The 24,556-nt window shown below is 68.4% G+C and carries 23 protein-coding genes and 1 pseudogene; 13 read left to right on the forward strand and 11 right to left on the reverse strand.

The features are described from left to right. From ACTOQ1_RS07870 to ACTOQ1_RS07890, 5 genes are all read right to left on the reverse strand, one after another. Complete coding sequence (locus ACTOQ1_RS07870; protein ID WP_440065515.1) at positions 1 to 2,109, reverse strand: hypothetical protein; 2,109 nt, start codon at positions 2,107 to 2,109, stop codon at positions 1 to 3. Positions 2,110 to 2,373: 264 nt separating this feature from the next. Next, the gene (locus ACTOQ1_RS07875; RefSeq protein WP_440065517.1) at positions 2,374 to 3,078 is read right to left on the reverse strand and encodes a hypothetical protein; all 705 of its coding nucleotides are present in this window, start codon (positions 3,076 to 3,078) and stop codon (positions 2,374 to 2,376) included. After that, on the reverse strand, positions 3,075 to 3,989 hold the full coding sequence (locus ACTOQ1_RS07880) for an ATP-binding cassette domain-containing protein (RefSeq protein ID WP_440065519.1): 915 nt from the start codon (positions 3,987 to 3,989) through the stop codon (positions 3,075 to 3,077). Before ACTOQ1_RS07880 ends, ACTOQ1_RS07875 begins: the two co-directional genes overlap by 4 nt. After that, entirely contained in the window at positions 3,986 to 4,417 is a 432-nt protein-coding gene (locus ACTOQ1_RS07885; RefSeq protein ID WP_440065520.1) for a GntR family transcriptional regulator, read from the reverse strand. Before ACTOQ1_RS07885 ends, ACTOQ1_RS07880 begins: the two co-directional genes overlap by 4 nt. 172 nt (positions 4,418 to 4,589) lie before the next feature. Next, complete coding sequence (locus ACTOQ1_RS07890; protein ID WP_440065521.1) at positions 4,590 to 5,243, reverse strand: hypothetical protein; 654 nt, start codon at positions 5,241 to 5,243, stop codon at positions 4,590 to 4,592. Between the two features lie 604 nt (positions 5,244 to 5,847). Here ACTOQ1_RS07890 and ACTOQ1_RS07895 point away from each other — a divergent pair. After that, positions 5,848 to 6,897 carry a DUF6461 domain-containing protein gene (locus ACTOQ1_RS07895; RefSeq protein WP_440065523.1) on the forward strand — a complete coding sequence of 350 codons (1,050 nt, stop codon included), beginning with the start codon at positions 5,848 to 5,850 and terminating at the stop codon, positions 6,895 to 6,897. A 302-nt stretch (positions 6,898 to 7,199) separates the two neighbouring features. Here the strand turns inward: ACTOQ1_RS07895 and ACTOQ1_RS07900 are convergent, their stop codons facing one another. Beyond that, on the reverse strand, positions 7,200 to 7,859 hold the full coding sequence (locus tag ACTOQ1_RS07900; protein ID WP_440065524.1) for a response regulator: 660 nt from the start codon (positions 7,857 to 7,859) through the stop codon (positions 7,200 to 7,202). Beyond that, a complete protein-coding gene (locus tag ACTOQ1_RS07905) occupies positions 7,847 to 9,118 on the reverse strand; it encodes a sensor histidine kinase (protein ID WP_440065525.1) in 1,272 nt (423 codons plus the stop codon). Before ACTOQ1_RS07905 ends, ACTOQ1_RS07900 begins: the two co-directional genes overlap by 13 nt. Positions 9,119 to 9,315: 197 nt before the next feature. Between ACTOQ1_RS07905 and ACTOQ1_RS07910 the strand changes: the two genes are divergently transcribed. The 4 genes from ACTOQ1_RS07910 (at position 9,316) to ACTOQ1_RS07925 (ending at position 12,716) form a co-directional block, all read left to right on the forward strand. Further along, positions 9,316 to 9,552 carry a hypothetical protein gene (locus ACTOQ1_RS07910; RefSeq protein ID WP_440065527.1) on the forward strand — a complete coding sequence of 79 codons (237 nt, stop codon included), beginning with the start codon at positions 9,316 to 9,318 and terminating at the stop codon, positions 9,550 to 9,552. A gap of 8 nt (positions 9,553 to 9,560) precedes the next feature. Then, positions 9,561 to 9,767, forward strand: coding sequence for a hypothetical protein (locus tag ACTOQ1_RS07915; RefSeq protein WP_440065530.1), 207 nt, complete (start codon positions 9,561 to 9,563; stop codon positions 9,765 to 9,767). A 661-nt stretch (positions 9,768 to 10,428) separates the two neighbouring features. Next, entirely contained in the window at positions 10,429 to 11,919 is a 1,491-nt protein-coding gene (locus ACTOQ1_RS07920) for a serine/threonine-protein kinase (protein WP_440065531.1), read from the forward strand. Between the two features lie 281 nt (positions 11,920 to 12,200). Further along, a complete protein-coding gene (locus ACTOQ1_RS07925; RefSeq protein WP_440065532.1) occupies positions 12,201 to 12,716 on the forward strand; it encodes a hypothetical protein in 516 nt (171 codons plus the stop codon). A 492-nt stretch (positions 12,717 to 13,208) separates the two neighbouring features. Here the strand turns inward: ACTOQ1_RS07925 and ACTOQ1_RS07930 are convergent, their stop codons facing one another. After that, positions 13,209 to 13,583 carry a hypothetical protein gene (locus ACTOQ1_RS07930; protein WP_440065534.1) on the reverse strand — a complete coding sequence of 125 codons (375 nt, stop codon included), beginning with the start codon at positions 13,581 to 13,583 and terminating at the stop codon, positions 13,209 to 13,211. A gap of 596 nt (positions 13,584 to 14,179) precedes the next feature. Between ACTOQ1_RS07930 and fusA the strand changes: the two genes are divergently transcribed. From fusA to ACTOQ1_RS07950, 4 genes are all read left to right on the forward strand, one after another. Then, positions 14,180 to 16,318: an elongation factor G gene (gene fusA / locus ACTOQ1_RS07935; protein WP_440065535.1), complete on the forward strand. Its 2,139-nt coding sequence runs from the start codon at positions 14,180 to 14,182 to the stop codon at positions 16,316 to 16,318. 427 nt (positions 16,319 to 16,745) lie between these two features. Further along, complete coding sequence (locus ACTOQ1_RS07940; protein ID WP_440065536.1) at positions 16,746 to 17,099, forward strand: DUF1801 domain-containing protein; 354 nt, start codon at positions 16,746 to 16,748, stop codon at positions 17,097 to 17,099. A 147-nt stretch (positions 17,100 to 17,246) separates the two neighbouring features. After that, a complete protein-coding gene (locus ACTOQ1_RS07945) occupies positions 17,247 to 17,834 on the forward strand; it encodes an RNA polymerase sigma factor (RefSeq protein ID WP_440065980.1) in 588 nt (195 codons plus the stop codon). Then, a complete protein-coding gene (locus ACTOQ1_RS07950) occupies positions 17,827 to 18,822 on the forward strand; it encodes a CU044_5270 family protein (RefSeq protein WP_440065537.1) in 996 nt (331 codons plus the stop codon). Before ACTOQ1_RS07945 ends, ACTOQ1_RS07950 begins: the two co-directional genes overlap by 8 nt. Before the next feature lie 234 nt (positions 18,823 to 19,056). On the opposite strand, the gene ACTOQ1_RS07955 is transcribed toward ACTOQ1_RS07950, so the two are convergent. Further along, the gene (locus ACTOQ1_RS07955; protein WP_440065538.1) at positions 19,057 to 19,536 is read right to left on the reverse strand and encodes a nuclear transport factor 2 family protein; all 480 of its coding nucleotides are present in this window, start codon (positions 19,534 to 19,536) and stop codon (positions 19,057 to 19,059) included. A gap of 102 nt (positions 19,537 to 19,638) precedes the next feature. Here ACTOQ1_RS07955 and ACTOQ1_RS07960 point away from each other — a divergent pair, with 102 nt between their 5' ends. From ACTOQ1_RS07960 to ACTOQ1_RS07975, 4 genes and pseudogenes are all read left to right on the forward strand, one after another. After that, positions 19,639 to 20,208, forward strand: a complete 570-nt coding sequence (locus ACTOQ1_RS07960; protein ID WP_440065540.1) for a TetR/AcrR family transcriptional regulator — start codon at positions 19,639 to 19,641, stop codon at positions 20,206 to 20,208. A gap of 111 nt (positions 20,209 to 20,319) precedes the next feature. Beyond that, a complete protein-coding gene (locus tag ACTOQ1_RS07965; RefSeq protein ID WP_440065541.1) occupies positions 20,320 to 20,670 on the forward strand; it encodes a transposase in 351 nt (116 codons plus the stop codon). A gap of 272 nt (positions 20,671 to 20,942) precedes the next feature. Then, positions 20,943 to 21,140 (forward strand): annotated as a pseudogene (locus ACTOQ1_RS07970) (hypothetical protein); the annotation flags it as partial. A gap of 214 nt (positions 21,141 to 21,354) precedes the next feature. After that, positions 21,355 to 22,899: a CBS domain-containing protein gene (locus ACTOQ1_RS07975; RefSeq protein WP_440065542.1), complete on the forward strand. Its 1,545-nt coding sequence runs from the start codon at positions 21,355 to 21,357 to the stop codon at positions 22,897 to 22,899. 182 nt (positions 22,900 to 23,081) lie between these two features. Here ACTOQ1_RS07975 and ACTOQ1_RS07980 read toward each other — a convergent pair whose 3' ends face one another. Both ACTOQ1_RS07980 and ACTOQ1_RS07985 read right to left on the reverse strand, forming a co-directional pair. Then, on the reverse strand, positions 23,082 to 23,525 hold the full coding sequence (locus ACTOQ1_RS07980) for a hypothetical protein (protein WP_440065544.1): 444 nt from the start codon (positions 23,523 to 23,525) through the stop codon (positions 23,082 to 23,084). 261 nt (positions 23,526 to 23,786) lie between these two features. Continuing rightward, positions 23,787 to 24,467 (reverse strand): TetR/AcrR family transcriptional regulator C-terminal domain-containing protein, encoded by a 681-nt coding sequence (locus tag ACTOQ1_RS07985; RefSeq protein WP_440065546.1) that lies wholly within the window; start codon positions 24,465 to 24,467, stop codon positions 23,787 to 23,789. Positions 24,468 to 24,556 lie beyond the last annotated feature (89 nt).

The following is a 24,556-nucleotide window of genomic DNA, read 5'->3' on the forward strand; positions in this document are numbered from 1 at the left end:
CTAACTATCGAAGGCCAAGGCTCGTTCCCGCCCTCGTTTGTTGCGGCTTTCAAACCGGTCGGCCATCTCGTTGGACAGTCTCCCCAGGGACATTTTGTCATCGCTGCCCATGCCATTGGCGACCGTCCACCTTTCGAACGCTTCAAGCCCTTCGTTCCCCTTCCCGATCAACTCGGAGGGCGGCTTCAGGTTGCCCTTGGCGTCGATGAGGGGCACGTCGGGTGGCTTGATCAGTTCGGAGAACGGTTTGAGGTTGCCCTTGGCGTCAGTGATGGACTCGCGTTCGGCCTGGAACTCGGCGGGTGTCACCTTCGGGTCGAAGCCGTTGGCCATGAGTATTTGCGCGTACATGTGCTGGCGGCCGAGGGTCGCCACCCTGTCGGCCTCGTCGGCTCGGTCCATCCGGGTCTCGTCATCTTCGAAGAAGGCACCGTAGCCCGAGAGGCCGGTGCTCAGCGCGTACCAGCCGTAGGCCATGGCCGCGCCGGTTCCGATGTACATGCTCGCGATTCCGATGGTGGCGTCGCGGAAGAAGTTGAACGTGTCCTTCTGCTGCTCGTCGATCGCGTCCAGGTCGCCCTGGACCTTCTCGACGGCGGCCAGCTCGAAGCCGCGTACGTTGCCCAGGGCGGTGAAGACCCGGTCCAGGTGGTCGACGTCCCCGGTGCGCCTGGCCTTCTCCGAGGCGTCGGCGATGAGCTTCTGGGAGAAGCCGCCCATCGCCCGGTCGAACGGGGCGAGGTTCGCCGTGGAGTCGGCGAAGGTCTTCAGGAAGCGGTAGGTGTCCTCCGGGCTCAGGGTGAACGCCGCCGTCGTGCCGAACGCCGAGGTGAAGGGCTTCAGCGTGCTCTCCTCGATCATGTTGGCGTCGCCGATGTTCGCACCCTCGGTGATCTCGGCGGCGTAGGCCCCGGCCAGCGTCGACATGAAGGGCCGGACTTTCGGTGCGACCTCCATCGGGGTGGCCGGAGTGTCCGTGGTGCCGTCGGTGTCCTTGAGGTCTCCCATGATGGTCATGACGTTGAAGGCGAACTTCGCGGCCTCGGGGCTGTGCGGTCCCTTCTCGTAGGCCCCGCCTCCGGCGGCGAGCATCCGGCCGAACTCCGTGCTAACGTCGAAGTCCATGCCCTCTACGCGCTTCCAGGGCTCGTCGGGGCTCCTCATGCGGTTGAGCTCGGTGAACAGGTCCCTGAGGTCTTCGCGGGACATGGCGTTGAACAGGCCCCTGGCCACGTCGGGGTTGTTCGCCAGGGTCGGCAGCAGCGGGGCGAGGTCGGTCTCCCAGCGCCGGGGGCGGGAGCCGTCGCCGGCGCCGACCGGCTTGCCCACCCTGCTCCGCGCTATCTCGGTGAGCCACGCGGCGGGGAACATGCCGTGCCGGAGCAGGGTCGTCAGCTCGTAGTCCGACGCCTTCTTGAGGGTGCCGGACTGCCAGGCCGAGCCGAGGAGGGCCGGTTGTGCGCCGACCGCCGTGGCCAGGGCGTCGCCCATGACCTTGCGGTGCTTGTCGGCCGCCTTCTTGTCGTACCTCTCCAGGCGGCTGACCATGCTGAGCATGCCCTCGGGGCCGATGGACCGGAAGAACCCGGCGGTGAGGTAGGCGTCCTTCTGCCCGTCGGCGAGCTTTTCGAGGATCCGGTTGTAGGCGGCGTTGGGCAGGCCGAGGGAGGACTCGGGAAGACGGCGGAACTCGGCGGCGAGGTCGGTGCCCTTCTTGGCGTTGCCCGCCGGGGACTTTCCCGTCTTCTCGTTGTAGGGCAGCAGCCCCCACCGGAACGGGTCCTGGAGCGGGTCGCCGGTCCACCGCGAGCCCTGCTTCGGGATGTGAGGTGCCCCTCCCAGCATGGGGAGGTCCTGGTCGATCGTCTCCAGGCGTTCGCGCAGTTTCGGCAGCTCGTCGCCGACCCAGCCGTCGACCTCCCTGATCGGCCCCAGCCCCGCCGCCGACACCTCGGCCACCGTGAGCAGCTGTCGGATCCGCTCGGACTGCTCGCCGATCACATCGCGCCCGCGTTCCAGCGCGGTGACGAAGGTCCGCATCAGATCGGGGTCGATTCCGGTGAAGTCCGGCGACGTGGGCCCCGCTCCCGGCGACATCGACTCAACCACCTCTCTCGCCCTATTTTCAGTTATTTCACTCTAGTTCCAGAATGAGTGATTTTCATTCAGCATGGAGATTGCTTCGGACCTTGACCTGTCCGGGGATGTCATGCCGATTAAGAAATACGGTTGTCCAGTATGGGACAGATGGCTTGTAGATATCGTTTTGCCCGATGGAAGCCTGGAGGCCTCGCCCACTGGACGGGGCCTCATTCATTTCATCCAGAGGTTCGGGTGCCACGCCACCGGGCCTCGCCGGGAAGCGTCCCGTGCTCAAGCGACCCTGTTGCGAAGCGGGACGTCGCGGATCAGCGGCCAGGTCATCGCCAGGCCGAGCAGAAGGCAGCCAAGACCGGCGCCCAGGGCCGTCGTGATGCTCGGCGTGAGGTCGAAGCCCAGTGCCGAGGTGAAGAACGGCAGCCTCAGGTTTCCGCCGATGGCCGACTCGCCCAGCACGACCAGCGCGACGCCGAACGGCAGGGAGAGCAGCCCACCGGCCTGCCAGCGGTAGAACGCCGCCCCCATGAGGGCTCCCGCGACGACCCAGGCCAGGCCCTGAACGAGGTACTCGGTGAAGATCAGTGGCACCTGCGTCGACGAGGAGAACAGGTGGGTGTTCATCAGCGTCTGCGGCCGGTCGAGCAGGTTGTACAGGAGGGCTTCCAGCAGGTAGCCCAGGGTGATCAGGGCGGAGAACGCCGGCGCGTACAGCGTGACGGTCATCGCGGCCTGCGCGCCGAACTGCCTGCGGGTCTGCCCGTGCGCGATGTAGAGCGGGAGGAACTCCCTCATCAGGGAGACACCGACGAACAGGACGAGCCAGCGGGGGAGCTGCGTGGCGGCCTCCCACACGCTGATGTCGAGTGTCCCGAACACCGTCACGCCGACCGTGATCAGGACGATCAGCACGTAGAACCCCGCCCACAGCAAGGCGGTGTAGACCAGGGGGGCGCCCAGAAGGCGGCTGGGGAATCTCATCGGACGTCTCCGGCGGGCTCGGTGGGGACGGGGGCCGCGGGGGCTGCGGAGTCGGGGTCGGTGAGGTGGACGAACAGGTCCTGCATGGCGATCGGGCCGAGCTCCAGCCCGGCCTGAGAGGCCTTGGCGCGAGAGGTGGCGTCAAGGTCGCCGTAGACCATGGCGACCTTGGTCGGGCCCAGAGTCCTGGTGTTCAGCACCGTGAGCCCGGCGGTGAAGGCGTCGACCCCGGCCACCGGCCCGGTGACCGAGGTGCCGCGAGCGAGGAGGGTCTCGCTCCGCTCGTGCAGGAGCAGCCTGCCCTGGTTGAGGATCAGGACCTCCTCGAACAGCGAGCTGACCTCCTCGATCAGGTGGGTGGAGAGAATGATCGTGCGCGGGCGCTCCATGTAGTCGGCGAGCAGGGCGTCGTAGAAGGCGTAGCGGGAGGGGGCGTCCATCCCGATGTAGGACTCGTCGAACATGGTCAGCGGCGCCCGCGCGGCCAGCCCCACCACCACTCCCAGCGCCGACCGCTGCCCCTTTGACATGGTCTTGACGGTCGCGCTCCGCTTCAGCTCGAACGTGTCCATCAGCGTGCGGGCGTACGCCGCGTCCCAGTTCGGGCGGAGCGACCTGGCGAAGTCGAGCGCGTCCGCGGCGGTGCCGATGTCGACGGTCTCGCCCGTGTCGCGGATCAGGCAGATGTCGCGGGTGACGTCCGCGTTCTCGAACACGGGGCGGCCCCCGACCCGCACCGTGCCCCCCGACTCCCTGCGGAAGGCGGCCAGCACCGACAGCAGGCTGGTCTTGCCCGATCCGTTGCGCCCCAGGAGGCCGTATATCTTGCCGCCGTCAAGGGAGAATGTGACGTCGTCGACCGCTCTGACGGTGCCGTAGTCCACTCGCAGGCCGTCGGCCACGATGTTCACGCGCGCTCCTCGAGCTCGTGGATCCTCTTGACGATGTCGGTGAGAGGGATGCCGATCACCTTCGCCTCGGCCACCATCGGGGCGACCACCTCGGCGAAGAAGCTTTCCCGTCGCTGACTCCTGAGCGCCTCCCGGGCGTCCGGACTGACGAACATGCCGATGCCTCGTTTCTTGTAGAGAACGCCCTCGTCGACCAGCTGCTGGAAGGCCTTGGCCGCCGTGGCGGGATTGATCCGGTAGAAGGCGGCGTACCGGTTGGTCGACATGACCTGTTCGCCGCCGCTCAGCGTGCCGTTCAACACCTCGGTCTTGATGCGATCGGCGATCTGCCGATAGATCGGGCTCTGGTCATCGAACATGAGCACCCGCTTAGTTGGTTCATCACTCTTGTAATGAACCATAGGAGCGAAGAGGTCGTGCGTCAACATCGGCTTCACGGCGGGGCGGACGAGGCGTCGGGTGCGGCTTGAACGGACATCACAGATGCCCAACCCGAGGTGGAACGACCCGTGGGCGAGGTTCGTTGCAGAGCTCTCACCACAAGAATGGGCGAACCGGTACTGGACGGCTCCGCCCCTGGCCGGCTCGCCGGTGTGTTTCTCATTCGGCCGGTACGGCCGGGATTCCCTCGGTCGTGACGGCCTGGTTGAGGATCACGTTCTCCACGTTGGGCTGGATGTTGTCCTGGTCGAGCCCGATGCGGCCGTCGTTGTTCTGGTAGTCCAGGGTCACGCTCACGGGCTGCGTGGTGAGCTGGTAGCTGACCCAGTCGGTGCCTTCTCCGCCGACGTAGAAGACCCGGCTCGTGGTCGGGGCCGTGCCCCCGTAGTAGGCGTCGGAGCCGGTGCCGCCGTCGACGTAGCTCGACATGGGGATGTCGATCACGATGGAGTCGCTTCCGTCGCCGAGCAGCGCGACGATTGCTCCCACCCCGTTGGAGGTGCAGCTCACCCTGGTGGCGTCCACCTGCGTGCAGCCGTCTCCCGCGCTGATGGGCACCGCGTCATGCACCATGATCTTGGTGCCGCTCTTGTAGAAGCGGACGCGGTTGGCCTCTCCCGGTCCGGCGATGTGACTGATGGTGTTCTGGTTGACGCGGACCTCGGCTCCGGCGGCGGCGTGGCCGGTGGAGGGGGTGGCGGCGACTGTGACGGCCGCGAGGCCGGCCAGCAGGGAGAGGTGGAGTGCTCTGCGCGTCGTCCCGTTCCCTCGCACCATGTGAGATCCCTTGCCGGGATCGATGTCGGCGAGCATGTCAAATCCTTCTCATCTCGTAGGAATGCCGATTTTGGCACTGCGGTCGAAGATAGGGAGAGGAGGAAAATAAGTCCCGGCACAAGCCGACAAAAGAAATGTGTGCTTTTACCTGGACGTGCTCCAACGCCATGACCTGGGCCTCACGCCTGAACCGCTGTTTTGTCAAGAAGACGAGCCTGCGGGTAACGGACAGCGCATCCGTCCGTAAAGCATCGACGACGCCTGCCGAATCATTCGCGGGCCAGGAGTGTAGATCGAGCCACCGAAATTTCCCTTACGGCTGATCCCTCATTTCCGGCCGGCATGCCACACGCTAGGCCGATGCGACTCTCTGACCTGCGCGAACGGGATGCTTTGCCTTGCTGTTCCGCCTGGCTTTGTTTTTCTCACCGCTCATGACCTCTGACCGCTTGCCGCCGGCGAAATTTCACCTGGCAGAACCCCGGCCGCGCGCAGAGGAAATTCCTGAACTCGATCACGGCACCTGTACGATCGACGGAACAGGAGCCAACATCATCGGCCCCGTCCCCCCGCCCGATAGATGACCGGGGGGAGGGCGGACCGTTCACCGCCCTCCCCTGCTGTTTCCTGGAGCGTTCACATGATCGAGATCGAGACCGCCTGCTTCACCTGGATCAGGACCGGCGATCTCGACCAGGTGATCCGGGCGTTCGGCGGGCACCCCCTCGTGTCGGAGCCGGAGACCCTCGACGGCCTGTTCGGCATCGCCCCGGAGGACCTGCCCGACGACGCCACCGGCGTGGCCCTGGTGGCCCGGCACGGGGAGTGGGCCGTGATCGTCGAGCCGTTCGCGTTCCGCGGGCTGAGCCAGGCGTTGCTGGGCCAGGCCGTGGCCAAGGGTGAGGCGTTCCGGGTGGCGTGGACCGTCAACATGGCCACCTTCGTCAGCTACGTCCGTGACGGCGAGGTCGTCGCGTCGTTCGACGCCCTGGATATCGACGGCGCCTCTGGCCGGGAGTGGCTCGACGGCCTGCCGGCCGGCGAGGCCGACTGGCGCGCCGACTGGAGGGCCACCGCGTTCGCCGTGGCCGAGCACCTGTCGGGAGTCGTCATCGACGACGACTGGACGGCCCGGTCCCACGCCCTCCACTGGTTGCGCCCGGTGACCGTGGGCGTCCGCCCGGCCCTGCGGGCCGACGGGCGCATGCGGGCCATCGCGGCCGTCGACCCCCGCATCGCCCGCATCATCGCCGATCCCACGCCCGATCGGCTGCCGGAGATCGTCGCCATCGCGGCCGATATGGCCGTGACCACGGCGGGCGTCGACGGCCCCCTGGTCGAGGAGGCGCTGGCCATGATCGCGACCGGCGAGTGCTCCGCCGAGCTGGCCGAACGGCTGGACGTCTTTCAAATGGAGCTCGCGCGACGGGAGTGGGAGGCGTTTCGAGCCTCGCCCGACAGCGCCCGGGAGCGGTCCCCCTCGCCGGGCCATGACACCGATTATGGCCGATGGGCGGTGAAAGGGGCCGCCGTCGGGGCACTGACGGCGGCGGTGAACCCGGACATGGGTCCGTTCTGGCGGGCCCGGCAGGTCGTCACCTACTCCGGCGGCACCTACCTTGGCGAGGAGAACGGGGACCTCGACCGCCACTACGCGCTCGGAAATGTCGTCACCTTCCTCGACCCCTGAGTGCCAGAGCTCAGCGAGCGAATGCGCGGTTGAAGGGCCGGCGCGTTCCGCGCACCACGTCATGCTGCCGCCCTCTTCGCGCGGGCCGGCTCGCCAAAGCGATCCTGATGCCTCGGCTCCGCGAAGCGACTCCCGCATGCGCCGGCGGGGTCCGGCGGGGTCGCCGCTCTCTGGGAGCGCGGGCGCCTCGATCCGACGGTCGAGGCGCGGCCGTCCAGCCACGCTTCGCGAATCTCTTCACACCCGCCGAGGTCGAGATCGCCCATCACCGTCCCGGCCGGTTCGGCCACCACCGGGTCGGGTCAGGCTCGGCGGTGGGCGTCCTCGAGGTAGTGCAGGACGGCGGTGACGCGCCGGTCCGCCCGGTCGGTGGGCGGCAGGTCGAGCTTGGCGAAGATGCTGCGGATGTGCTTGTGGACGGCGCCGTCGGTGACGAACAGCCGTTCGGCGATGGCGGTGTTGCCCAGCCCCTCGGCCATCAGGGCCAGCACGTCGCGCTCGCGAGGGCTGAGGCGGTCCAGCCGGGTGTCGGGCCGGGTGCGGGTGAGGAGTTGCGCGACGACATCGGGGTCGATGGCCGTACCTCCGGCCGCCACCCGGTGCAACGCGTTCAGGAACTCCTGGACGCGCCCGACCCGCTCCTTGAGGAGGTATCCGAGGCGGGCGCTGCCCTGGGCGAGCAGTTCGGTGGCGAAGGCCTGCTCGACGTAGGCGGACAGCACGAGCACGGCCAGGTCCGGACGGCGCCGCCTCGCCTCGACGGCCGCGACGATCCCCTCGTCGGTGTGGGTCGGCGGCATCCGGACGTCGACGATGGCGACATCCGGTCTGTGGGCGTCGACGGCGGCCAGGAAGCCGTCGGGGTCGCCGGCGGTGGCCACGACGTCGAGTGCCTCGGCGCGCAGCAGCAGCGCGAGGCCCTCGCGCAGGAGCGGGTCGTCCTCGGCGATCACGATCCGCATGGCAGGCTCACCGTGAGGGTGGTGGGTCCACCGGGAGGGCTGTTCAGCATGAATGTCCCGTCGTGTGCTTCGGTACGGCGGCGGATGCCGACGAGTCCAGACCCGCTGCGCTGGTCCGCCCCGCCGTGGCCGTCGTCGGTGATCTGGAGGTGGAGCCGGTCGGCGTCGCGGCGGACCTTGACGGTGGCGTGCCGGGCATGGCTGTGCCTGGCGATGTTGGTGAGCGCCTCGGCCGCCACGAAGTAGGCCGTGGCCTCGACGGAGGCGGCGCACCGGACAGGAATGTCGGCGTCGATCCGGCAGGGGACCGGGCAGGTCGTGGCCAGACCGGTGAGGGCGTCGGCGAGGCTCCGGTCGGTCAGCACCGGAGGCAGGATGCTGCGGGCGACCGCGCGAAGCTCGGCGAGCGCCTGCTCGGCGGCGCTCTGCGCGCGTTCGAGGATGGCGTCGGCGTCGGACGGGTCGCGTGCCAGCGTACGACGGGCCGCGCCGAGCAGGATGGTGACGGCGACGATGCGGTTCTGGGTCCCGTCGTGCAGCGACCGCTCGATCCGCCGAAGCTCGGCGGCGTGCGCGTCCAGCGCGGCGGCGCGGGTCGCGGTGAGTTGCGCGACCCGCAGCGCGAGGTCGGTGCCGGGGTCGGCCGGCAGGAGGCGCCGGCCGGGCCACGCCTGCAGCCGCGCCATACCCGGGGTGAGGAGGAGGGCGAGGACGGCCCACCCCAGGCCGAGCAGGCCGACTCCGAGGGCGCTGGGCAGGTCCCGCACGGTCCAGAGCCCCATGGCGGAGCTGGACGCCTCCTCCGGAGGCAGCAGCCGCCACCACAGCGGGAAGGTGGTGTTGGTCACCGCGCCGAAGGACACCGTGAGACCGGCCAGGCTGAGGAAAAGCCCGAGGGTTGCGTGGACGACCACCCAGCCCAGCTCCCGGCGGGTGGCCGGATCGGTGAGGGCGGCACGCAGGCCGGGCGGCACCGGCTCCGGACCGATGATCTCCGGGCCCCAGCGGGAGAGCCGCGCGCGTTCCCGGTCGGCGACGGCACGCAGCGCGCGCAGCGTGGCCGGCACCAGGAGCAGGCCCACGCCGACGAGGCAGGCGAGCGCGGTGGCGGCCACCAGGAGGAGCGCTACCAGCGCCAGGACGGTGGTACCGAGCCCGCCGACGAGGTGTTCGAACGCGTCCAGGGTGGTGCGGGCGCGGGCGAACACGTCCCATCGACGTTCCGGCTTCCGGCCGGTCGCGGGGTCAGGGGCCGGCATCCGTACCTCCTGGACCAGACGAAACCTCCTGGACCAGACGATAGGGCACCGTCCGGGTCATCGTCAGATCGTCGGCCAAGGAGTACAGCCTGCTGTACCTCGGCTGTCCCGTGGGCGGGATCGCCGCCGGCGGCGATCGTTCGTAGCGTCGGGGTGTGACAGACGATCTGCCGAGTTCGTCGAGTGAGGAGCGTACCGTGACCGATTCCCACCACGTTCTGCAAGCTTCCGAGGCACCACGTCCGGTACGGCCCACCGGCGCCCGGGCCGGGATGGTGCGTCCCGTGCTCTGGTTCCTGCTGATGGTCAGCGCGGTTCTCAACATGGTGTTCTCGTCCGTCGGTGACAACGTCCTCGCCGGGGTCGGGTTCGGGCTGGCCACTCTCGCGTGCGTCGCCGCCCTGATCATCCACCACTACCGGCACCGGCGGTGAGGAGCGGCATGGTCGGGTCCGGCCGGACGGTGGTGATGGTCACCTACGGCCTGGTCGTCGCCGCCGTCATCGCCGTCGTCGCCCCCGTCGCCGTCGCCGTGCTCCGCCTCGCCCCGCTCCGTCTCGCCGCGCTCCGTCTTGTCCCGCTCCGCCTCGCCCCGCTCCGACCCGCCGCGTCCGCTCCGGCCCCCGCCTCATCCCGTCTCGGACGGTGATGACGACCTTTTCCCGGGAGTGAGAGGGACGAAGGGAGTGGCGGGGATGACGAGGATGACGGGGGCTATAGGGAGGACAAGGCTGACGGGGTCGACGCCGGCGGACGGGTCAAAATCCTTTTCCTCGTGAATAGAAGCCGCTTTCGATGTCACGTTTGAAGATAGGGGAAAGGGGAAAAGGAATGGTCGTTGCAAGCGGGCGGGGGAAGTATGCGCTTTTGCCCGGACATGCCCTCGAATGGTATCCGGGTTTTCCCGGTGTCGCGGTCCGCGCCACGACCCGGGAGTCGAGAGCGGCGCCAAGGTCGGCGTCAGGACCGAGGTCCGCAAACGCCGCCTGTGCCCGAGGATCAGGGGCGGCATCGGCTCGATCGCGCCGATCGGCATGACCGTCAGGTTTTGTCCGGTGCCCGAAATTTATTACAGACTAGCCGAAAAACAAAGAGTTCTTTCTCGCCGTGACGCCCGCGAGACCTTCGAGCCGGACGCGTCCTTCGAGGTGCGTGACGCGCCTGGCTGCCCATTCTTCGATTCATGAACGCGATACTTCGTGACCGTGATACTTCCTGAACGTGACACGAGGGCGTCGCGGCAGGGGTTTCGGTACCGCCTCGTCACATTCGCGATCGATTGACGCAGGATAATTGCCTATTGTTGGAATATGGCCGACTTGATGGGGGCGAAGCTGGCTCTTCGCTATCTTCTCCTGCGCCCACTCGGCCACGGCGGAATGGGCACCGTGTGGCTGGCCAGGGACGAGATGCTCGACCGTGAGGTCGCCGTCAAGGAGGTGAGGATCCCGGAGGGCGGCGACGAGCGGAGTCGCGCCGAGCTGGTGGCCAGGGTCATGCGGGAGGCCGAGGTCATCGCGCGGCTGCGTCACCCGGCGATCGTCGCCGTACACGAGGTGCTGGTGGAGGACGGCAGGCCGTGGATCGTCATGGAACGACTGCACGGCCGTAATCTCGCCGAGGAGCTGGCGGCCCGCGGCCCGCGGCTCCCCCTCCAGGTGGCCTCGATCGGAGCCTTCCTGCTGGAGGCGCTGGTCGCCGCGCACGCGCACGACGTGCAGCATCGTGACGTCAAGCCAGGCAACGTGTTCCTGACCGACGACGACCGCGTCGTCCTCACCGACTTCGGCATCGCCCGTTCCCCGGACCGGCCCGCGCCGACCGGCGTGAGCCAGGTCATCGGGACGCCCGGGTTCATCGCCCCGGAGCGGCTGGCCGGCGAGAACGGCGGTCCCGCCTCGGACCTGTGGTCGCTGGGGGCGACCCTCTTCATCGCGCTGGAGGGTGTCCCGCCCTACGACGGCTCGCCCGCGGACGTGATCCGGGCGACGCTCACCCAGGACCCCCGCCCGCCGCGGGTCGCCGGTCCGCTGACCTCACTCCTGCGGTGGCTGATGGCCCGCGAGCCCGAGGCGCGCCCGGACGCCGAGATCGCGCTGGGGCTGCTGCGGCAGATCGCGGACGGTGAGTCACCGCGCATCACCGCGCCCCGGACGATCGGCCGCCGGCCGCGCCGGTGGACCCCGACGGTCCTGCTGGCCGTGGCGGCGGCCGTGGTCTCCGCCGCGGCCGCCATCCTGGTCACGAGAGAGCCCTTACCGGCGGCCAGACCGGTGTCACCGGTGTTCGAAAAGGCCGTGGATCTCTGCAAGGCGCTGTCACCGGAACAGGTCACCAGGTTTCTCGGCGCCCCGGCCGGCGGGCGCGCGTCCGAGAACGGCTGCGAGTGGACGATCCGCGGCGCGGGGGTGGAGCTGACCGCCGTCACCGACTCCGACACCCCGGACCCGTGGTCGCTGAACCCAGGGTCCGCGCACGAGCTCTTCGCCGCCCGGGAGCGGCGGCAGATGCACGGCACCCGCGACATGGAGTGGACCTGGTACGAGATCGGGATCGAGGACAGGCAACGCATGACCCGCTCCGTTCCCCGCACGCTCACGGACGTGGGGGACGAGGCGTTCTCCTGGAACGCGGCCAACGCCGAGGGACGGGTCCGCATGATCGTGGTCACCTTCAGGCTCGGCAACCTGGTGGCGGACCTGCACTACGTCAATCTGCGGACCGGTTCCGACGACGCCCTGCGACAGGCGGGCCTCGATGCGGCCAGGTCGGCCGTGGCCGCGCTGCGGGGCCTGGGCTAGGTGTACGGGCCGCTCCCCGACCCGTGACGGCCGCAAGGGGGATCGGGAGCGCGAGTTCGGACATGCGGGAGGCGGGCAAACCAGGTCGGCCCGGTTGATGGGGCTTCAGCGGGTAAACGGGCTGGAATCACGTCAGCCGGTTGCCCCCGCCACAAACGACAACCCGTGATTACGTGACCCGCCGGCGAGTAACGGCCACGCCCTGTGACGGTACCGCGGGCTCGCACCACCGACCTTAACAAAGGGTTTACACGGAGACCAATCAATGGAATGCTCCCACTGTGTTCAATTTCAATTCACGGCTTTCGTCTCGCCGTCACACCAAAATTGCCGCGTCAATGGCGGCAATGACCCTCATGACTGTCGGCCTCGTCACGACGGCCACTCCGGCGCACGCCGCCGCGAAATGCGTGACCGCCACAGAATGGACGCTCTACGGCGATGTCAACACCAAGACTCTGCGCGGTTACAGCGTAAAACTCCAGTCCGGCCGGACATCCGCCGCGGCGCGTGCACAGTCGAACGTCCCTCCTGGTGGGATCATCTCTATCGACAGGTCCATCAACCAGTTCACCCCCACCGCCGCCGAGAAATCGGCTGGACATGGCTGGCGCACCACCACGCAGGTGGCGAACAACGGCGGCTATGACTACTGCGAGGGCAAGAACACGGCCAGCAGCACCGTGTTCATGTCAACGAAGTCGGTAGAGGGTTCATATAACGCCGTGCGCCAATGTCTGCGGGTCTCGGGAACCATTGAGTGCTCATCGCAGTGGTACGTCGACTTCGATGACTGATCGACTCCCGGGATGAATTCATGGTCCCGTCCTCCCCTCGGGGAGGGCGGGACCACTTCGTAGTGTCGGGACGGACAGGCCTGCGCGGCGAGTTCCTCCGAGCTTTGTCATTAACATGAAAAGTGCCTCTGGCCTGCAAGGATCGGACTTTTCTGAAGTCCTGTCCATGCCAGCTCAAGAGGCACTTTTCATGCGAATGGATAACAAAATACCGATGTCAGGGGTTTAACGGTGTGCAGATCTGCGCCACCTGGAAACGGATCGAGTCCGGCGGTGACGAGGCTGGACGGGACCGAAAGTCGCAATGCCGATCCATGCGCCGATCGCCCCGGATCAAGGCGCGAGGTGCCGGCCGGTCCAGGATCTCCAGAACAGGAGCCGCCGGCACTTGTCAAATTGTTTGCGGGCGGCGGTCTTTCCGTCGGGAAACGCGTCAATACATCATCCGGAGACGGCAATTTCAGCCGGGTGGCGTGGCCGACGCCGATGTTCTTAAATCACGGTGTTCTTGATGTATCCAACGGCTCCGGGGCTGCAGTTGTACAGCTCCATTCGATAGGTGCCGTAAAGACCGTAGATGTACCCGTTCTTATGGCTGGCAATGCCAACTCGACCCGAGTAGACGATTGCGCCGTTGGCGACGTCGACGACGCGCATACTGCAACCTACGGCGGAAAGACCGGAGTCCCAGTAGTACTGGATCCAATGGTCGGAGCTGGCCTTGACATTGCCCGTCTTGCAGCTTGTCCCGGCGACGATGCACGTTGCCGAGGCGGCCTCCGCCGGTGAGGCGGAAATCATGCTCACGCTCCCCGCCACCGCCAGAGCCGCCACATACTTGGCAAATCTTCTCAACGAATAACGCATGTATTTTTCCTGCCGGTAAGGGTGTGTGATGAGATCTTTGCAGCGGGCTGCGACCTTGGGAACCTATAAGGTTCCAGGGAGCCGCGGAGGAGGGGGCGCGGTCGCTGCCCCGAGTCACGCGAACCGCGACCGCCACCTCTGCGGGGACCGGCTCGTGGAACCGCCGTACCCGGTGTCGGAGCCGTTGACGAATCCGGAGAGGAGCCCCTGGGTCTCGGGGGTCCGGCGAGAAAATCGCTTTCCCGCCCGTACCGGTCTCGCTACACTCGCCACTGATCACGCGCTGCCGCGGCACCGCGGCGCGCGCCTTACCAGTGAGGGGAGCAGCCCGTGCGTCACCGCACCGCTGTTGTCGTTCCCCCGTCACGCTACGACGTGATCCTGGTGTCTTCGTCGGTGCCCGACGCCGGCCGCGCGGCCGGCGTCGAATGCCCGTGACGAACCCCTGACCCCTGCCCGCCCGGCGCCGAACCGGCCGCCGGGGCATGCCCCCGTGCGGTCGCGCCGCGCCAGGGGTCCATCCACGACCTGACCTCGGGTCGTCTCGTCCGGGAATCGCGCCGTCCTGTCCGGAACATTCCGAAGGGCCATGGGCCGTGCGCACCGACCTGCACCGTCACATCACCGACTCGCTGACCGGCGTCCGCAACCTGGGCATCCTCGCCCACGTCGACGCGGGCAAGACCACCATCACCGAACGGATCCTGTACGTCACCGGCGCCACCTACAAGCGTGGCGAGGTGCACGACGGGACGACCGTCACCGACTTCGACTCCCAGGAGCGCGACCGTGGAATAACCATCTTCGCCGCGGCGGTGAGCTGTGCCTGGGACGGTCACCGCATCCATCTGATCGACACCCCGGGCCACGTCGACTTCTCCGACGAGGTGGAGCGCTCGCTGCGGGTGCTCGACGGCGCGATCGCGGTGTTCGACGCCGTCGCGGGCGTCGAACCGCAGAGCGAGTCGGTGTGGCGGCAGGCCGACCGGCACGGGGTGCCGCGGATCGCCTTCGTCAACAAGCTCGACCGCGCCGGCGCCGACCTCGACACGGCGGTCGCGTCGATCCGCGAGCGGTTGCGGGTGGTCCCGCTCGTCGTCCAGCTGCCGATCGGGCGGGAGGACGGGTTCACCGGCGTGGTGGACCTGCTGCGCATGCGGTCGCTGGTCTGGGCCGGAGGCCGCGACACGTTCGAGGAGGGGCCGGTGCCGGACGCCCTGCTGGAGGAGGCACACCGGCGCCGGCGACTGCTGGAGGAGGCGGTGGCCGAACTGCACCCGGTCGCGCTGGAGGAGTTCTGCGCGGAGTCGGCGATCTCCGCGCCGACCCTCGCCACCGCGCTGCGCGACCTGACCCGTACCGGTGAGGGCGTGGTGGTGCTGTGCGGATCGGCCTACCGCGACCGGGGGATCGAGCCGCTGCTGGACGCCGTCGTCGCCTACCTGCCCTCGCCGCTGGACGTGCCGCCGGTACGCGGCACCCCGGACGGCTCCCGGGCCGGTACTCAGGACGGCTCCCGGAACGGCACGGTGCTGGAACGGGCCGCCGACCCGGCGGCGCCGTTCGCCGCCCTGGTGTTCAAGGTGAGCTCGACCGCCACCGGACGGCTGTCCTACCTGCGCGTCTACTCGGGAACGATCCTGAAGGGAGACACGGTGCTGGACGCGGGCGCGCGGCGTACCGAGCGGATCGGCCGGATCCTGCGGGTGCAGGCCGACCGGAACACCGAGGTGGACCGGGCGGTGGCCGGGGACATCGTCGCGGTCGTCGGGCTGAAGGCGGCGCGCACCGGGGCCACCCTGTGCGAGCCCTCGGCGCCGCTGGTCCTCGAACCGCCGGTCGTGGCCGATCCGGTGGTCTCCGTCGCGGTCGAGGCTCGCAGGAGCGTCGACTCCGGCCGGTTGGCGTCGGCGCTGGCGCGGCTGGTCGAGGAGGATCCCTCGCTGGTGGTCCGGACCGATCCCGAGACCGGCCAGACGGTGCTGTCGGGAATGGGCGAGCTGCATCTGGAGGTCGCGGTGGAGAAGATCCGTCGTGCCCACGGGCTGGACGTCGGTGTCGGCCGGCCTCAGGTCGCCTACCGGGAGACCGTCGTGCGCGGGGTGTCCGGGCTGCTGTACCGGCACGTCAAGCAGGACGGCGGCGCCGGCCAGTTCGCCCACGTCGTCCTCGACGTGGAACCGCTGGAGCCATTGGAGCCGCTGGACACCGCCCAGGACGCGGCGGGCTTCGTGTTCCGCTCGACCGTCGTCGGCGGACGGGTGCCGAAGGAGTACGTGCGGGCGGTGGAGGCGGGTTGCCGGGACGCGCTGGCCGAGGGTCCCCTCGGGGGTCATCCGGTGACCGGCCTGCGGGTCACGCTGACCGACGGGGCCACCCACCCCAAGGACTCCTCGGAGTTGGCGTTCCGCGCGGCCGGAAGGTTCGCGCTGCGTGAGGCGCTGCGGGCCGGCGTGATGGCGCTGCTGGAACCGGTGGTCGAGGTCACGGCCACCGTGCCCGACGACGCCGCCGGCGGGGTACTGGGCGATCTGGCGGCCCGGCGCGGCCGGGTCTCCGGCTCGACCGCGCGGGCCGGGACGGTGGTGATCACCGCGACCGTGCCGCTGGCCGAGCTGTTCGGCTACGCGACCCGGCTGCGCAGCCGGACCCAGGGCCGGGGCACCTTCACCACCCGGGCCACCGGGTACGCCCCGGTGCCGGGCGCGGTGCCCGACGGGATGCCGCCCCGGTAGAACCCGGTAGAACCCGGTGGGAACCGGTAGAACCCGATACCGGTAGAACCCGATACCGGTAGAACCCGGGAGGAACCGGCGGTGGTCCCGCCTCGAGGCGGGACCACCGCTCGGCGACGTACCGTGTGCCGTCCTCCTGCCGCGGCCGTCTCGGCACCGGACGACCCGACAACCCACCCGAAGCGCCCCGAAGCGCCCCGAAGTGGTCCGAAATGGTCCGAAGCGGTCCGAAGTGGTCCGAAGCCACGTGAGGTCCGGCGAGGCCGGGCGCACCGAAACGGAGAGGCTAAGCGCGTCGATGTATCGGATATGTCAGGCCTTCGTCCTCCGGCCGGGCTACGCTGCCTCATCCCGCCGATGACCGAACGGCCAGGAAACGGGGACACGCGCGATCCAGGTCAGCAAGCGATGTCAGAAAGGTGTGTTCATGAGCAGCGAAGCTGTGGATGAGTTCGTCGAAACCAAGGTCCAGCCGCACCACCGGGAAATCGTGAACACGCTGCGCACGCTCATGAAGGAGTGCGCCCCCGAGGCGACCGAGGTGATCAGCCGCGGGTCACCCGCCTGGCAGCAGGGCCGTAAGATCCTGGCGATCATCAGCGTCAGCAAGACGCACATAACCTTCGCCTTCGCCCGAGGCGCGGAGTTCGAGGACTCCTTCGGCCTGCTGGACGGCGTCGGGAAGACGACGAGGCACGTCAAGCTCAAGAAGCCGGAGACCATGAACCTGGAGGCCCTGCGCGACTACGCGCGGCAGGCCGTGCGGCTGGACCAGGAGTAGCCGTCGTACCGGCGCACGTGCGCCCACCGCGGGGACGCTCGCGGTGGGCGCGGTCGGATCCGTCGAAACGAAGGCGCGGAGAACTCGATTCGCGGTACCGGGTGAAAGGGGGTGACCGGACCACGGAAACGGAGTTCACGCTTGAGTGTGGAAACAGACCTGGACGACGCGGAGGTGATCGAGCGTGCCCGGCGTGATTCCGCCGCCTTCTCGGTGCTGTTCGACCGGCACGCCCCCGCCCTGCACCGCTATGTGACGCGACGCCTGGGAGACTCGACGGCCGACGACATCGTGGCCGAGACGTTCCTCACCGCCTTCCGGCGGCTCGGGCGCTACGACACCGATTACCGCAATGCCCGCCCCTGGTTGTACGGCATCGCCGCCAAGCTCATCGGCAAGCACCGCCGTGCCGAGGTCAGGGCGTACCTCTCGCTGGCCAGGACCGGGGTGGACGAGGTGGCCGAGAGCTACGCCGACCGGGTGGAGTCCCGGGTGACGGCCTCGGCGGCGCAGCGCGATCTGGTGAGGGCACTCGCCGTGTTGTCGGCGAAGGACCGCGAGGTGCTGTTGATGATCGCCTGGGCGGATCTCAGCTACGAGGAGACGGCGCGGGCCCTTGGCGTCCCCATCGGCACGGTGCGCTCGCGCCTGCACCGTGCCAGGAGAAAGACCCGCGAGGCCCTGGGCGGGGTCGATCCGTCCGCCATCTCGGAGGAGGAGACCGGTCGTGGATGACCTGAAGCTGCTGAGCGAGCTGCGGGCGGACGCGCCCGAGCCCGACGCCGACCGCCTGCGCGCGCTGCGGGCGCGTTCCCTGCGGCACCGCCGCCGGTTCCGGCCGGTGCTCTCGCTGCCGATGGCCATGACGGCGGCCGTCGCGGTGGTCGCGGCGGTGGTCGTGGTGGTGAACGACGACGAACGGCCGGTCGTGCCGCCGTCCGTCATCGTGGAGGCGACGCCGGTGAGCGCGAAGGCCATGCTGAGGAAGGCGGCGCTGACGGCCGAGAAGCGCCGGCCTGAAAGCACCCCCCTCCGTCCCGACCAGTGGCTGTACCGCAAGAGCGTCGTCACGCAGCCCGCCGACGGCTCGACCGAGGTCCAGGAGTACTGGACGCGCTACGACGGCACCGAGCAGGCGACCCGGCTGGGCTCGCGCCCGATGGAGACGCGGACCATCGAGCCGGACCCGGGTGACGACGACCTGTCTCCCCAGCAGTACGCGGCCCGGCTGGCCAAGCTGCCCACCGACCCGGACAAGCTGCTGGAGCACGTCAAGGGCGACCTGCACTGGAGGGACAAGCCGGACGAGGAGCGCGGTCTCCACGAGCACCCGGACGCGCGGGCCTTCCGAGTGCTGTCGCTCTATCTCGGCCGGGAGGAGTACATGCCTCCCAAGCTGGAGGCCGCGATCTTCCGCGCTCTCGCCAGGATTCCGGGAGTCCGGGTGGATCTCGGCATACGCGACGCGGCGGGCAGGTCGGGCATGGGCATCGCCTACGAGGCCGGTTCTCCGGGCTTCGGCACGCAGCGCGACGAGAACGGGCAGGTCATCGAGCGGTCCTACGTCATCCTCGACAGCACGACCTATCGCCATCTCGGCACGCGGACGGACTACCTGCGGGACTATCTCATCAACGGCGAGGTGGCCTTTCCGAAGGGGAGCGTCTTCGCGACCGCCGAGGTCGCGTCGGGAGTCGTCGACGAACCCGGGCAGATCCCTTAGGGAGACGACGCTGGACGGATTCCCCGGGGAGCCGGCGCCCGGGGAATCGAGAACCGCCGGAGCGGCGCCGTCCGGTAGCGGGTGTGTCGTCAGTCGTGCAGGGCGACGGTGACGCCGTCGGAGAAGACGGAGTCATGGAGTTCGATCGCCTTGATCTTGAAGTTCTCGGGGACGTCGAGGAGCGGGATCCCGTTGAAGGCGCGAACGCTCGACCGAGCGTTCTCGAGAACTCGCTCAGGACGAAGGGCCCGCGGCCAGCGCGGTGACCAGACCGTCGAGCCGGCCGAAGGCCCGGGCCATGCCCAGGTGGTCGATATGGTCGCGGGACTCGACGATGACGCCGTCGCGTACCCGTGACACGAAGACGCACGGAACCGCGAAGGGACGGCCGCCGGCCGAGCCGACGTAGCTGAACTCGAAGACGACCACCTCGGGATCGGCCGTCTCGTGGACGTGGCCCACGGGCTCGAACCGCTCGGCCCGCGCCTGGCCCGGCGCCTCGGCGAAGTGCCGGCGCAGGTCGGCACGGGTGCGCAGCGGCGTGTCGCCCAGCGGCGCGAACGGGTGCCGGACGTCGGTCCGCTCGGCGTACAGGCCGGCCAGGTGGTCGAGCTCGGCCTCCCGCTCGCGCTCGGTGAGCCCGCCGGCGATCAGGCGGCTGACTCCCGCGGCGACGGCCTGGACGACCTCCGCTGGTGTGTACGGCTGTGGCATGGCATTCTCCAAAGTAACCGTAGTCTGGACTACGAAAAGCGTACCGTAGTCCAGACTACGGTTAAAGCCCTGAAGTGAGATCAGAGATCAGGAGGAGGCCGGATGCGGCAGGACGCACGGGAGAACCGGGAACGGATCCTGGCCGCGGCGGAGGCGGTGTTCGGGGAGTACGGTGTCGCCGGGTCGACCGAGGAGGTGGCCCGGCGGGCCGCTGTCAGCATCGCCACGGTCTTCCGCCACTTCCCGACGAAGGAGGAGCTGATCGAGGCTGCGCTGCTGCGGCATTTCGAGCAGCTCACCGACCTGGCCCACGCGCTCGTCGCCGACGCCGACCCGGCCGTGGCATGGCGCGCCCTCATACGGACGATGATCGAGACCGGTGCCACCAAACTCACCCTCATCTCCCTGGTGGTCGACCGCGACGAGTTCCCCGCCGGCGCCGCCGCCGCGTCGAACCGGTTGAAGTCCGTGGTCAGCGAGGTCCTGCGCCGGGGGCAGGACGCCGGGGCCGTCCGGCCCTCGGTCACGGTCGAGGAGGTCTATCTGCTCATCCGCGGCCTGGCCCAGGCGTCGGCGACGACGCGGACCCCGCCCGACACCATGGCCCGCGCCATCGACGTCGTCCTCACCGGCCTGTCGCGGCCCGGCAGGTCAGCACCCACCCCAGCCTGACCGGCCATACGCGAGACCGGGAAGAACCCCGCCGAAGTACCGGCCGGACATGGTCAGGGCGGGGACGAAGCGGTCGGCCGGGGGGCGACGGCGGACAGGGCGGCAGCCACGGTGATCACGACGGCACCGATGGCCGCCGCGTGCATGGCGTCCGCGAACGCGCCGCCGAACTCGGTCGTGCACTTCAGCAGGGCGGACACCGAGCCGGTCCGGGCGGTTGGTGATTTCATCGCGCGTACCGGCGGCCGGTTGCGCCTGTTCTTCCTGCCTGCTTATGCGCCCGATCTCAACCCCGATGAGTGGGTCAATCAGAACCTCAAGGCTCGGGTGGCTCGTGAGGCGGTCGCCGATGAGCAGGGGTTGACCGCGGCCATGCACAGCGGCATGCATCGGCTGCAGAAGCGCCCCGATAGCATCCGGGCCTTCTTCGCCGACCCTCACCTGTCCTACATCAGCCCATAACGCCAACAGTCCCAAAACTTATGATCGCCTCAGCATCTGGAACTCTCCGTCTTCCCGACCTCGCCCTACTACGCCCGCGTGCACGTCCGGCGGGTGCTGGAGGGCTGGCGGCGGGACGACCTGTGAAGCGCGATGGCCGGGTGCCCGTCATGCGGCGGGAAGCCCGGCCTCACTTCGGGGTTCGTACCCGACCGCGCACCACCCACCGTAGTTACGTCGTCGCTCCTGTCAGTCGCTGTCGGTGATCGCGTCCATGACGAAGCCCGACGAGGTGGCTGTTGCCCGGCGGTCACCTGGAGGCATCAGATGCCAACCCCCTGGACGCGGCCCTACGCGAACTCCCGGGACCTTGCAGAGGCGAGCGATACGGACGACAGCCCAGGAAACAGGACACCGTCAGCGTCTGCTTGCTCCCCCACGGTCGTCAATCCGAATGGGATCAGTGGTCGGCTGTCGTACGAACCCGTTGAACAGTGAGGTCCACGTCGCGTCCACTGGTGACACGGTTTCGGAGAACGACCGTTGATAAACCGGTGTGGTCGGTAGCGGTCGCGACGACTCCGACCTGTTTTCGAATTCGCTTGATCCGGCGATAGCGGTGGCGCAGTCGTCGGTGTATCAGCTTGGATCGGTTTACAGCTCCTGGACACTCTCGTGCAAGGCGGCCGGAGGGAGACCGATCAGGTGGAGAAGTCGCGGCAGGAGAGTGGACCCCGAGCATGGCTGGTCCGCGGTGGGCGGAACGTCGAGGGGGCGGACCGGGCGGAGGACAAGGCGCTGGCCGAAGGGCTCACGATCGTCGGCTGGCGCGAGCTCGGAGACATCGGGCACTACGCGAATCGAGACGATCTCAAGGAAGAGATTCAACGCGCCTACCCGGAGAGTTCGCCGGGCGTCATCGCCAACTGGGCCGGACAGCTCTGGCGTTTTTCCAAGGAGATCCAGGAAGGCGACCTGGTGGTGATGCCCAGGGCGACGATTCCGGGGAAGGTCGCGATAGGGAGGGTGATCGGTCCCTACGAATACCGCCCAGGCGAGGCGCCGGGATTCCGGCAGGTCCGCAAGGTCGAATGGATTCGTACGGATATTCTCCGCGATGACTTCAAGACCGATCTGCGGGCGAGTACCACCTCCCTCCTCACGGTCTGTGGGCTGACCCGTAATGACGCGGCACGACGAATCGCTCATCTCGCCGAACATGGCACCGATCCCGGGGTGGACGGGCAGGAGGAGATCACCACAGCCGCCGATCTGTTGGAGGACGCTGTTTCGCGCAGTGCGCAGGATCCGCGGAAACTAACGATTCGCGACTTCCTGGGGCACTGGAACACCTCACGGCGGACCGGTACGACCATCGAAATGATCAAAGCCGACCTCGCCGAGAAGGGCCTCACGACTCAGCCGCCGTTCACCGAAGGCACGGTGGACACGGAGATCGCCCTGGTACGGCTCGTCGGAGAACCCGATGTGGCGATGGACGTCGTCGAAGACGGCGACGACGTCGAGAACGTCTCCGACTACGAGCCCATGACGCTCAGGCTCGGCAGTCTCCCGGCGTCTCTTGCCTCGGTGCCGAGATCGGCGAAGTTGCGATACGCCAAGACCCTCATGCTGACGAGGAACTTCTCCCAGCTGGCCGTGATCGACGAGGACGGGACCTTCCACGGTGCGATCAGCTGGGAGTCGATCGGTCACGCACACGTCGCCTCCGCCGACCCGACACTGAAGGACGCGTTGACCCCCGCCGTCGTGGTCGATCACGACGCGCCTCTGCTCGACCAGATCGAGACCATCTACGAGAAGGGGTATGTCTTCGTCCGGAGCGCTGACCGGTCACGGGTGAACGGGATCATCACGGCCGCGGATCTGACCCGCCAGTTCGGCTACCACGCACAGCCGTTCATCCTGATCGAGGAGGCGGAGAACAGGCTCCGTAGGGCGGCCGCGGTGTTCAGCGTGGACGAACTCCGGCAGGTGGGGCGATCGCCCAGGGTCCGTCAGGCCGCGGATCTCACCTTCGGCAACTATTTCTACCTGCTGAAGGACCGCGGGCGATGGGAGACGCTCGGTTGGAACGTCGACCAGGAGATTCTCCTTGAGTACCTCGATGAGGTTCGGAAGGTGCGTAACGAGCTCATGCACTTCTCCCCCGACCCGCTGTCACCCGAGCAGTACGCCGCCGTGCACGGTTTGCTGGCGGTGCTCCGGGCCGCCGACCCACGACCGTAGTCGCACCGTCCGGGCTGAGAGAAGTACGCGAACAGAGCCGCCGAAGGAGCGGACACCCGAGTCAGGGTCGGCGCCCGCTTCCAGCCTGGCGCGAATCACCTCGGGATCGGCCCGGCCACGTCCGCTGATGCCAGACCATCCCGCCGGGCCGGAACCGGTCATGACGCTCTTCGGGCCGACGCTCAGTGGTCCAGCCAGAACTGGAGCTTGAGCAGGGTGGAGCCGACGATGTCCGGGGTGAACTCTTCGTGGCCGAGAGCCTTGCGGTGGATTCTGACCTGCCAGACGCCGTTCTCCCTGCCGAGGTCGAATTCCTCGCCGTAGGACACATCCCCGGAGTACTGGTCAACGGATTGAATCCTTCCCGAGGTCAGGCGCACGCTTCCGGACCAGGTCCTGTCCCAGGTGTCGAGAGCGGGTGGCGGCCCGTCCCAGAGTTCGTATTTGATCAGGCATCTTTCGCTGTCGATCTCGTTGATCGCGATCCCGTCGTCGCCGACGCCGATCCAGCCCTCCTCGTCGAAGGGGATCTCATCAAGGACCCAGTCCTCGTCGACGCATGCGACGCCGGACAGATACTTCGGTATCTCGCGCTCATCGAGGAGCTCGGTGATGATGTTCGCCATGATCTTCCTGACACTTTCGAGGTCGGGGGCGAGAGTGAGAGGCAGGGCCTGCGGAGGAGGCCGGCGGCAGTGCGGTTTCCCGCCCGCCGGACTCGCGTCCATGGCGCGCCGGCGTACTCTGCCATATCCCGGCCGCCGAGGTGACGCCCGTAAGCCGTCATCGGGGGATGTGGTCACGAACCCCCGGTCCAGGGAGGCGGGCGCCCTGAGCGGATGACGGCCGGCGCTCCCCTCGGTCATACCGGCGATGTGGACGGCACCTCACCCCCGGTCGTCCAGGTCGGATCGCTCGAGGACCAGGGCGGCGGCCGTGCCGTCGATCAAGGTTCGGAGGCCGTGTTCGAAGGCGTCCTCGCCGAACGAGCCGCCGCTCTCGCGGAACGCCACGAGCAGGGTGGCCTCCATGCCCCCGTCGAGCAGTTCGGCCAGTGCCGCGAACCGGTCCGCGGGCGTGCCCGAGGACGCCTGGCGTTCGGTCTGCTCCTGCAGGACGCACCCGTTGACGTAGCGGGTGAGGGCCGTGATCGTGCGCAGTGCCAGGACCGGGGTGAAGCCGCGGCCGACCATGGCGGTCAGCTCCTCGTCGAACATCCTGATCGTCGCCGGGCTCAGGCTCGCGGCGTTGGCGACGAGGCGGGCGCCGTCGCGGTGGGCGCGCAGGGAGTCGCGGTAGGCGCGGGCCCGGCGGGCGAGCCAGTCCTGCCAGGACTCGCCCTCGCGGGGCGGTCCCATCCCGGCGGCCAGGACGATCGCGTCGGCCATCCCGTCGAGCAGCTCCTGCTTGTTGCGCAGGTGCCAGTACAGGGCGGGTGACTGGACGCCCAGCTCCGAGGCGAGCCGCCGCACCGTCAGGCCGTCCAGGCCGACCTCGTCGAGCAGCCGCAGCGCCGTATCGATCATCATCTGCCGGGTCAGGCCGGCCCCCCGCTTGTTCTCGCCCATCGGTTGACACCTTAGCAGCGCTAAGGAAATATGACGGCGGCGCGCACTTAGCGCTGCTAAGGAAAACTCGCGTGCCGGACATCCCGAGG

The sequence above is a fragment of the Streptosporangium sp. OZ121 genome (genome assembly GCF_051918885.1).
GTDB lineage: Bacteria > Actinomycetota > Actinomycetes > Streptosporangiales > Streptosporangiaceae > Streptosporangium.